Below are 6,845 nucleotides of genomic sequence, written 5' to 3' on the forward strand. Positions count from 1 at the left end.
CGAGGAGCCGGCCGACACCGCCGCCGACCCCGAGGTCGCCCCCCTCATCGCCAGCGTCCAGCGACTGTCCGTGGCCGACCGCCGACACGTTGCCGCGCTGGTGGAATCCCTTCTGCGCAGCAACCCCGTCCTTGACGCGGACTCCGCCCCTGACGCAGACGCCGAAGCCGACTCCGACGCCGGCTCCGCCTCCGACTCCGACTCCGACTCCCACTGAACGAGACTTCGGCTGAACGAGACTTCGGACGCTCACGGCTCGCTCAGGGCCCGCAGCCAACTGATCACGGCGTTCACCGTCTGGTAGTCGAGTTCGGCAATCCGAGCGACGGCATGGGCGTCGGTCAACCGCACGGGGAGGCACGCCGCGTCCAGCGCACAGTGCAGCATCACCTGGTGCGCCTGCGTTGCCGGCAGGTCCTCCCCCACGCGCAGGAACGGGCGCAGGAATGCGGAGATGGGCAGCGGGGGTGTGGGGAATGTCGGATAGTCCATGTCGTGTTCCGATCGCTCTCTCGTTCAGGTACGAAGCCTCGAAGGACTCGGACAGGTCGAGGGTGAGGTCAGCCCGGGTGGGCCGATTCGGAAGGTCCGCGACATCCGCGACGCCGGTGTGTGTCCCACCTCGGTCGCGGCGCGTCAGGCGTACGACGGCCGCCCTATGCGGGCGGACCGGCGTCGGGTGGTACCCGGCCGCCTCCCCGGTCACGGCGCCGCTTGTCACCGGAGAGACCCTGGATGCCGGCCCGGCGCATCAGCAGCTGCACCGTTCCATGGCTGACCGCGATGCCGTATCTCAGGGTCAGTTCGTCGTGAATACGCCGGTACCCGTACGTCCCGTGCGAGGCGGAGTGGATCGCGGTGATGACCTCGGTGAGCCGGGAGTGGCGGACGGACCGTGCGGAGGCGGGGCGGGAGCGCCAGGTGAAGTATCCGGACTCGGTCACCCCCAGGACCCTAGTGGCGATCCGGACGGGCATACCCTCGCGGGCCATCACGTGTACTGCCTCGAATCTCCTTTTGGGGATGTCGCGTCCCACAACAGCTCGGTCGCACGCCGGAGGACGGCGAGCTCGGCCTCCAGCTCGGAGATGCGTTTGCACGCGGCTTTGAGATCGGACCCGGTGTGCGGGACGGACCGACCGCTCCGGAAGTGGGGCAGGTACCTGCGCCGCCAGTGGTAGACCGTCCGCTCTTTGAGGCCGAGATCGACGGCGACCTTCTTCACGGGCTCGCCTACGGCGAGCAGGTCGAGGGCCCGGCGACGCAGCTCGGGTGGGTAGCTCATGGATGGTCATCCCTCCGGAAGACTGGAGACGAGGTCCATCTGCCGGCACGGGGAACGGATCCCCGAGCCGGGAGAGGCAGAGGTGCAGTACGGAGCGTCCGTCCGGCCCGATCGGCCGGACAGGACCTAGTCGATGTGACGCCGCATGGTGACCGTCGGCCGGAAGCTGCTCAGCGGGTTCACGTCCGCACCGCGCGGTGCGGCTGCCACCGCCCCCCTGAGGAGGGTCACGACCTCGGAGGCTAGGGAATCGGCGCGGGCCTTGACGACGTGGACCGCCTCGCGGCTCCGCTCCAGGTCGTGCAGCCGCCTTTCGAGCACGGCGAGTTCATTCCTGGCCGAGCGGCTCAGCGTGAACGAGTACGGGGTGGAGACGATGAACTGATAGGCGCCTGCGAACGTCTGGCAGCCCTCGCAGTGGTCGTTGACCGCGCGGCTGGTGTTCGTGGCGTTGAGGCGCGTGATGGTGCCGGTCGTGGTCACGACCTGGAAGGACAGGGCGATCGCGCGGCACGGGTTGTCGAGCGAGCAGCCCACGGACCGGGCGACCGCCCTGTTGCGCGCACCGACGCCGAGGCGCGTACCGAGCTCGTGGATCGCGAACTCGTCGTCGTAGTCGACGCGATGCCTCGGACCGGCCTTCGCGTGCGCTTCGTCCACTGCGATGCCGACCTGGCGTGTGAAGGTCGATGCGGACGATGTCGCTCCGGCCGGGCTCGCGGTGGCGAAGCCGGCCGTGCAGGCGGCGGCCAGCATTCCCAACTGCGCGACTTTGCGGCCGGCTCGGCTGGCGCGTGGCTTTCGGTGGTGCGTCACTGGGTGCTCCTTACGGGCGAAGGGGAGAATCGGGGGTTCACGATGCGAAGGGCCACTGGCCCCCCGTGGTGCCCTGCGACTCCGAGGAGGTCGGCGAGGGCGAGGGGGAACCGGACGGCGTGGCGCTCGGGGTCCCGGGCGAAGAGCTGGCGCTGGCCGACGCCGACGGTGAGGCCGAGGTGCGGCTGGGGCTCGGTGTCGGGCTCGTCTGCCTGGGCGTCGGGGCGACCTGACCGGGGCCGGCGGACGGAGAGGCGCTCGCGGAGGTGGCCTCGCCGGACGGGCTGACCTCGGGAGTGGGCGCGGGTGGGACCGCCTCGGGCGGCGGGCTGGTGACCACGGACGAGTCCGGCCGGTCAGGGCTGGGCTGCTCCTCGGCGAGCGCCGATGCCGTCGGACGGATCGTCGGGACGCCGGGCTGGAGGATGGGGGCGATGGGTGGCTGCCGCGGGAGCGCCTCGGGAGTCATGCCGCCCAGCCACGCCGCGCACAGTGCGCCGGCTCCCAGCAGCACGCCGCCGCAGATGGTCAGGCGCATCCGGCTGTTGCCCTCGGTGGCGCGGGCGGTGGCCCTCGCGAGTCTCCCTACCAGGCGCACGGTGAGATACGCCGCGCCGGCCAGTGGGCAGATGAGCATGAAGCTTCCGATGACGCCGACGAGTCCTGCGGTGACCTGACCGTCGAAGAAGGCGAACCAGGTTCCGCCCAGCTGCTCCGCGAGGGAGCGCAGGCTGGTGCTGAGCAACCGCGGGAGGTTCCACAGGACGTAACCGAGCTCGACGGCGATCAGCGGCACCATGACCAGCACCCAGACCGTGACGATGATCCTCGCCGGACGCTTGAGATCGGCCACTTCCGGCGCCACCGGACGACCGGGCAGCATGCTTCTCAGGATGGGCTTGATCTTCCCGAAGAGGTCGGGAATCCCGGCGAGGTCTCCGAGGATGTAGTAGCCGTCCAGCCGGACCACCGGAAGCAGCTGTTCGATGATCTCGAAGTGCACCAGGTAGATCGCGGCAAGAAAGACCGGCTGGCCGGTGAGGAAGAACGCACAGGCGAGCCCCAGCACGAAGACGATGTTGAAGTAGATCCCGCCCAGATCGGTCCGGATCCGGCCGGCCCGCCCGATGCGGTAGACATCGGTGACTTCGGTGTACATCGACGGCCAGATCAGGAAGAGGCCGCAGCCGATGCTTCCCGGTCGCGCGCCACCGTATCTGCACGCCGAGGCGTGACCGAATTCATGGAAGACCAGCGATGCCACGATCAGGATGAAGACGGCCAGCATCAGTACCGGTTGCTCCAGCACCTGCAGCACCGGTTGCATGGCTCCGTGAACGGCGAACAGCCAGAAGTCCATGCACACAGCCGCCGCCAGCACCAGGGCCACCACCCATGGCCGGTGCAGCCATGCGAGCGCCTTCGCGATCCGGGCGACCTGCCGCTCACGGAAGATCACCCGATGGCCCTTGAGGACCAGGAGGAGATCGGTGGTGGGGCCGGCGACCTGGTCGCCTTCCTGGCCGAAGGGGACGGTGACGCCGAGCGGTTCGAGCTTCTGCTCAATGAGGTACTCGATGTTGTCCGCGCTGACTTCACGCCCGAATCGCCCGCTGACCCGGTGCGAGATGGTCTCGGTGTTCCGTACGCCGTCGATGGCTTCGGTCACCAGGTAGAGCAACCGGGAGAGCTGGACCACCTGCCCGTCTCCGCGGCGAACCAGATACTTGCGCTCCGTGAAACCGGATCCCTGGTATTCGCCGAGGAGTTGGAGTCCCGCGCCACATCGCGGGACGGGAAACAGTATCTCCGTGTATTCATACGAGGGAAACGTTTCGTCCGCGTCGCAGGCCGCCGCCCCCACGGGACCGGGGTGAACCCCTTGGCTTTCGGTCACCGTCCTGCTCTTCCTCCCGGCGCGGACCGCGCCCCCAAGAACGCGGCCCGCACACATCCGGGCGTTGTTACTGGCTGATGGTGATGGACTGGTTGGCCTCGGAGGCCGCGATGGCGTCCGGGGAGTCGAAGTTCGCCGCGAGCGACTCGTTGTGGGCGCTGACGTAGGCGACGCGCTCGCTCACGTTCGTGGTCCTGGTGAAGCTGAACCGGAGCCGGCCCAGGGCCTCGCGACCGGGCAGCAGCTCCGCGGCGGCCTCGGCGTTGAGCTGATCGTTGTTCATGGTGAAACCCTTCTCGGAACGAAGCACCCGCTACTGGCGGATGGTGATGGACTGACCGGCCTCGGAGGCCGCGACGGCATACGGCGAGTAGACGTTGGCCGCGAGCGACTCGTTGTGAGCGCTGACGTAGGCGACGCGCTCGCTCACGTTCGTGGTCCTGGTGAAGCTGAACCGGAGCCGGCCCAGGGCCTCGCGACCGGGCAGCAGCTCCGCGGCGGCCTCTGCATCGAGTTGATCGTTGTTCATGGTGAAACCCTTCTCGGAACGAAGCGCCGCTTACTGGCTGACGCTGATGGACTGACCGGCCTCGGAGGCCGCGACGGCGTCCGGGGAGCAGACGTTGGCCGCGAGCGACTCGTTGTGGGCGCTGACGTAGGCGACGCGCTCGCTCACGTTCGTGGTCCTGGTGAAACTGAACCGGAGCCGGCCCAGGGCCTCGCGACCGGGCAGCAGCTCCGCGGCGGCCTCGGCGTCCAGCTCTCGCATGCCAAGCATGGTGGGGTCCTTTGCACGAAGGGCATGGACGGGCGTCATGCGATCCCGCATGCGTCCATCCATGCCGGACAATCTGTCTGACGAGATTGGACAGTAGGGCGCCGGGCCACTCCGGACAAGCGACTCGGACATCTCGATCACCACCGAATGCACCGCATATCCACGGAAGCGGCAGGTGAGAGGAGTGACGGGCGAGGTTGCGGCAGACGCCGACTCGCGTACAGCCTCACCCGATCGGCCCAATCCGGCGCATTCCAACCAGCAATGCCAGGGCCTCCGATGGCTATTCTCTCGTGGCTCGAGGCGGGTGGACCGCCCGAAGCCTCCGCGAGAGGGGTGCACGTGCTTGTCGTCCCAAGAGCCTCTGCTACCGCCGTCGTCCGCGACAGGACCGGAGAGCCGGTGGTGCTGCTCACCGGCGAACTCCCCTCGGCCCTCAGCCCGTCCGGAGTGAACGAGCTGCTGAATCTGGCCGCCGCCGTGCTCGACAAGGAGGAGTTGGAGCTCTTTCGCAGCTGCCTGGCGGCACTGAGGTGCGGCGAGAAACTCCAGGAGAGCCGTATCGAGGTGAGCGGAGCCGTGCTGACCATCTACCGCAGCTGACGACAGAACCGACTGCGCAGAACACGGGGCGGAATATCGTTCGACGCCGTGACTTTCAGCAGCCGACCCCATGCAAATGGCGCCGAAAAGTGAATTCACCAACGCATAACACGGTGCGCACAGGAAGCCTTTTCCGCAAATTCACCGCAGGCCGCAACCGGCCAACAACACACCACAGTTGAGTCACCCTGGCGAGTGTTTCCCCGGCGCCGTCCATCAAGGCCTGAACTCCTCACTACGCAGAGCTCAGGGCAGGTTTCAGAGATCATCGGAACGAGATCCCGCCGTGCGCCGATAAGCCCTCCGGAACCGATTTGGCGAATGAATCGAGTACGGGTTCCGAGTAATGTCCGGAGGGCCACAAGAAATCCATCGAACTGAGGAGAAACGTGGTGAGAACATTCGCACGCGCCGCTGCGACGGCGGCCCTGGCCGTGACAGCGGCCGTGATTCCCATGGCGGGCACGGCCATGGCCGCCCCGGCCCATTCATCCGTGACTGCGCACAGCATCCGCGACTACGACGACCGGTGCAGCGACTACGGCCAACGGCGCCACCGGCACAACTCCTGGGAACGCCATTGGAATCGGCGGGCCGATGACTGCCGCCACCGCTGGGACCGCCGCGGCACGCACAGGGCGCACTGGCACAACGGAAGCCACCGCAGCCACGACGGGTACGGGTACGGGTGGGGGTGGGGGTGCAGCCACCGCTTCTGATCCAGTGATCCGGCCTGATCCGGCCTGATCCGGTATCGCTCCTTGCGAGGGCTCCCGGGAGCATCTCCCCTCCCGGGGGCCCTCGGCCGTTCCGCGGTCAGCTGCGGTAGATGGTCAGCACGGCTCCGCTCACCTCGATACGGCTCTCCTGGAGTTTCTCGCCGCACCGCAGTGCCGCCAGGCAGCTGCGAAAGAGCTCCAACTCCTCCGTGTCGAGCACGGCGGCGGCCAGATTCAGCAGCTCGTTCACTCCGGACGGGGTGAGGGCCGAGGGGAGTTCGCCGGTGAGCAGCACCACCGGCTCTCCGGTCCTGTCGCGGACGACGGCGGTCGCGAGCGCACCTGGGACGACAAGCACGTACCCCCCTCTCACGGAGGTTTCGAGCGGTTCACCCACCCGCGGGGGAGAGGATAGCCCCAATCAGGCCTATTTCTTGTCTGATCTGCTACTTCGCCATGACATGCATCACTGGGTGTGGCATGGGCACCGCCGCCCTGAAATCCCCTGTCTTCATGGGTATTTGACGCCGCCGACCGGACCCCGGGCGCGGCACATCAGGCGACAGCGTCCCTCCGTGGCAGAGATTCACCGATCACGAGTAGCCATGGGAACCGGTGTCGGGGGCGCCCCGCAGAAGGGATTCCACCAGCACGGCAACGTGTCGGCGGTCGGCCACGGACAGTCGCTGGACGCTGGCGATGAGGGGGGCGACCTCGGGGTCGGCGGCGGTGTCGGCCGGCTCCTCG

General features: G+C 67.9%; 11 protein-coding genes and 1 pseudogene. 3 read left to right on the top strand and 9 right to left on the bottom strand.

Annotated features, from left to right (window positions below):
• Nucleotides 1-217, top strand: a pseudogene (locus ABT078_RS42190) (helix-turn-helix domain-containing protein); the annotation flags it as partial.
• Between the two features lie 32 nt (nt 218-249).
• On the opposite strand, the gene ABT078_RS42195 reads toward ABT078_RS42190, so the two are convergent.
• From ABT078_RS42195 to ABT078_RS42230, 8 genes are all read right to left on the bottom strand, one after another.
• Nucleotides 250-492: a hypothetical protein gene (locus ABT078_RS42195; RefSeq protein ID WP_351237740.1), complete on the bottom strand. Its 243-nt coding sequence runs from the start codon at nt 490-492 to the stop codon at nt 250-252.
• Nucleotides 493-656: 164 nt separating this feature from the next.
• A complete protein-coding gene (locus ABT078_RS42200; RefSeq protein WP_351237742.1) occupies nt 657-944 on the bottom strand; it encodes an IS3 family transposase in 288 nt (95 codons plus the stop codon).
• Nucleotides 945-991: 47 nt separating this feature from the next.
• Complete coding sequence (locus tag ABT078_RS42205; RefSeq protein WP_351237744.1) at nt 992-1,285, bottom strand: helix-turn-helix domain-containing protein; 294 nt, start codon at nt 1,283-1,285, stop codon at nt 992-994.
• 126 nt (nt 1,286-1,411) lie between these two features.
• A complete protein-coding gene (locus ABT078_RS42210; protein ID WP_351237746.1) occupies nt 1,412-2,101 on the bottom strand; it encodes a hypothetical protein in 690 nt (229 codons plus the stop codon).
• A 37-nt stretch (nt 2,102-2,138) separates the two neighbouring features.
• The gene (locus ABT078_RS42215) at nt 2,139-3,800 is read right to left on the bottom strand and encodes a zinc metalloprotease (RefSeq protein WP_502981576.1); all 1,662 of its coding nucleotides are present in this window, start codon (nt 3,798-3,800) and stop codon (nt 2,139-2,141) included.
• Nucleotides 3,801-4,065: 265 nt separating this feature from the next.
• Complete coding sequence (locus ABT078_RS42220) at nt 4,066-4,281, bottom strand: hypothetical protein (protein ID WP_351237750.1); 216 nt, start codon at nt 4,279-4,281, stop codon at nt 4,066-4,068.
• 30 nt (nt 4,282-4,311) lie between these two features.
• Nucleotides 4,312-4,527 carry a hypothetical protein gene (locus tag ABT078_RS42225; protein ID WP_351237752.1) on the bottom strand — a complete coding sequence of 72 codons (216 nt, stop codon included), beginning with the start codon at nt 4,525-4,527 and terminating at the stop codon, nt 4,312-4,314.
• 30 nt (nt 4,528-4,557) lie between these two features.
• Nucleotides 4,558-4,767: a hypothetical protein gene (locus ABT078_RS42230; protein WP_351237760.1), complete on the bottom strand. Its 210-nt coding sequence runs from the start codon at nt 4,765-4,767 to the stop codon at nt 4,558-4,560.
• 351 nt (nt 4,768-5,118) lie between these two features.
• Here ABT078_RS42230 and ABT078_RS42235 point away from each other — a divergent pair, with 351 nt between their 5' ends.
• Together ABT078_RS42235 and ABT078_RS42240 are read left to right on the top strand one after the other, a co-directional pair.
• A complete protein-coding gene (locus ABT078_RS42235; RefSeq protein WP_351237754.1) occupies nt 5,119-5,379 on the top strand; it encodes a hypothetical protein in 261 nt (86 codons plus the stop codon).
• 392 nt (nt 5,380-5,771) lie between these two features.
• Entirely contained in the window at nt 5,772-6,098 is a 327-nt protein-coding gene (locus ABT078_RS42240) for a hypothetical protein (RefSeq protein WP_351237756.1), read from the top strand.
• Nucleotides 6,099-6,195: 97 nt separating this feature from the next.
• Here the strand turns inward: ABT078_RS42240 and ABT078_RS42245 are convergent, their stop codons facing one another.
• Entirely contained in the window at nt 6,196-6,456 is a 261-nt protein-coding gene (locus tag ABT078_RS42245) for a hypothetical protein (protein ID WP_351237758.1), read from the bottom strand.
• Nucleotides 6,457-6,845: the final 389 nt, after the last annotated feature.

It is taken from the genome of Streptomyces sp. NPDC002133, assembly GCF_040296405.1.
Taxonomy (GTDB): domain Bacteria; phylum Actinomycetota; class Actinomycetes; order Streptomycetales; family Streptomycetaceae; genus Streptomyces.

Excerpts from the sequence above, each read along its gene's own strand:
- ABT078_RS42230 (WP_351237760.1), bottom strand. The coding sequence starts at position 4,767 with ATGCGAGAGCTGGACGCCGAGGCCGCCGCGGAGCTGCTGCCCGGTCGC.
- ABT078_RS42220 (WP_351237750.1), bottom strand. The coding sequence starts at position 4,281 with ATGAACAACGATCAGCTCAACGCCGAGGCCGCCGCGGAGCTGCTGCCC.
- ABT078_RS42225 (WP_351237752.1), bottom strand. The coding sequence starts at position 4,527 with ATGAACAACGATCAACTCGATGCAGAGGCCGCCGCGGAGCTGCTGCCC.
- ABT078_RS42195 (WP_351237740.1), bottom strand. The coding sequence starts at position 492 with ATGGACTATCCGACATTCCCCACACCCCCGCTGCCCATCTCCGCATTC.
- ABT078_RS42205 (WP_351237744.1), bottom strand. The coding sequence starts at position 1,285 with ATGAGCTACCCACCCGAGCTGCGTCGCCGGGCCCTCGACCTGCTCGCC.